Below are 2,295 nucleotides of genomic sequence, written 5' to 3'. Positions count from 1 at the left end.
GACGACCATGGGCACGATCACGACGACGATCACGGTCATGATCATGGGCACGATCATGACCATGCCCACGGCGACTACGATCCGCATGCCTGGCAGGACCTGGCCATGGGCAAGGTCTATGTCGGCAATATCCGCGACGGCCTGATCGAGGCGGACCCAGACAACGAAGCGGCCTACCGCGAGAACGCCGAAAACTACATCAACGAGCTGGCAGCCACCGACGCCGAGATCCGCGAGCTGCTGGGTGAGATTCCGGCTTCCACCAGCGTGATTACCGGTCACGACTCCTTCGGCTACTTCTCCAACGCCTATGGCATTCGCTTTCTCTCGCCGGTGGGTCTCTCCACCGAGGCCGAGCCCAGCGCTGCCGACATGGCCAGGCTGATCGATGTGATTCGCGAGCAGAACGTGCGCGCCCTGTTCCACGAGAACATGACCAGCCCTGCGGTGATCAACCAGCTCTCCGAAGAAACCGGCCTTGAGATCGCCGGCACGCTTTATGCGGATGCACTGGCCGCAGAGGGCGAAGCCAGCACCTACTTGGGCATGATGCGCCACAACGCCCAGGTACTACATGATGCCTTGGCGGAGCATGACCATGAGGACCATGGCCACGATCACGATCACGATCACGATCACGATCACGATCACGATCACGACGATGATGGCCACGATCACAGCCACAGCCACAGCCACTGATAGCACATCGGCTGAATCCAGAGGGGCGCCAGTGGCGCCCCTTTTTTGTCTCTCCTCCTCGTCACGGGGTCGATTTTGCCCACCGCTTATTCACAGCCAGTCACAGGCTTACCCACAGACCAAGAGTTCCTGCTCGAGTCGTCATAATCTCAGGCCGCCGTCGCACTCGATGATTCGCCCGGTGAAATAGTCGTTGTCGAAGATGAACGCTACGCTCTGGGCGATGTGGTCGGCCTCGCCCAGTCGCTTCAGCGGCACGCTGGCAGCCACCTTCTGGTACATGTCGGGGCGCATGGCGGCCGTCATGGGGGTCTCGATGAACCCTGGCGCCACTGTGCCCGTGCGAATGCCGTACCGGGCCAGCTCCTTGCCCCAGGTCACCGTGAGTGCATGCACGCCCGCCTTGGCGGCCGCGTAGTTGGTCTGGCCCATGTTGCCCGCGCGCGAGATGCTGGAGATGTTGACGATCACTCCCCCTTGCCCCGCCTCGACCATCTGCGTCGCCGCTTCGCGGCCGCACAGGAAGACGCCGGTCAGGTTCACGTCAATCACTCGCTTCCACGACTCTAGCGACATGCGTTTGGTGACTGCACCCTCTTCCGCCTTGAGCAGCAGCGCATCGTCGGTGATGCCGGCATTGTTGACGCAGCCTACCACCGGCCCCAGCCACTGGGCGATATCGGCGAACGCCTGGATCACCGACGCCTCATCGGCAACGTCCAGCGGAAAGGCGTGTGCCTTGATACCCTGGGCCGCCAGCGCGGAAACCGCCTCGTCCAGGGTTTCTGCACTTCTGTCCAGCAGGGCGACGCTTGCGCCCTGGCTGCCGAGGCGCTGCGCCATGGCATAGCCGAGCCCGCGGGCACCACCCGTGATCGCAATGACTTTATCGTTGATTTTCATGTGCTTCGTCATCCTCTCGTCTCGTCAGAAGCCGACCTTGTCGGCGCCTTTCAGCTGCAGCATTTCGCGAGCCTCATCTGGGCTCGCGATCTCGAAGGAAAGCCCTTCCAGAATCTTGCGCACCTTGGTTACCTGGCTGGCATTGCTCTCGGCCAGCTTGCCCGGCTCGAGCCACAGCGAGTCCTCGAGGCCAACCCGCACATGGCCACCCATGGCGGCGGACTGAGCGGCGATCCGCATCTGATTGCTGCCGGCACCCAGCACGGACCACTCGTAGCCGTCGCCGAACAAGCGATTGGCGGTACGCCGCATGTGCAGCACATCTTCGGGATGAGGCCCGATACCGCCGAGGATGCCGAACACGCTCTGCACGAAGACACGGCCGTCGATGAAACCGCGGTCCATGAGATGGCGCAGGTTGTAGAGATGGCCGATGTCATAGCATTCGCACTCGAAGCGAGTGCCGCTCTCGGCGCCCAACGTCATGGTCTTCTCGATGTCGGCAAAGGTGTTTCTGAACACCAGGTCGCGACTCTTCTCGAGGTGCTCCACCTCCCACTCATGCTGGAAGCTGTCATAGCGCTTGAGCATGGGGAACAGGCCAAAGTTGATCGAGCCCATGTTCAGCGAAGCGAGCTCGGGCTTGAACTCGATGGCCGGCCGCATGCGCTCTTCCACGCTCATGTGCGGACT

At 62.0% G+C, this 2,295-nt stretch carries 3 protein-coding genes; 1 reads left to right on the top strand and 2 read right to left on the bottom strand.

The genetic code is table 11. The annotated features are described in order from the left end of the window. The coding region (locus AC2VNO_RS17390) for a metal ABC transporter substrate-binding protein (protein ID WP_486935314.1) at positions 1–699 on the top strand (699 nt) is incomplete at its 5' end. Positions 700–840: 141 nt separating this feature from the next. Here the strand turns inward: AC2VNO_RS17390 and AC2VNO_RS17385 are convergent. Next, entirely contained in the window at positions 841–1,602 is a 762-nt protein-coding gene (locus AC2VNO_RS17385) for an SDR family oxidoreductase (protein WP_486935313.1), read from the bottom strand. A gap of 24 nt (positions 1,603–1,626) precedes the next feature. Further along, on the bottom strand, positions 1,627–2,295 hold a 669-nt coding region (locus AC2VNO_RS17380), incomplete at its 5' end, for a beta-keto acid cleavage family enzyme (RefSeq protein ID WP_486935312.1).

The sequence above is a fragment of the Halomonas sp. TH-94 genome (assembly GCF_057473365.1).
Note: the sequence above shows the minus strand (reverse complement) of the source record. Positions and strands in the feature narration are given on the sequence as shown.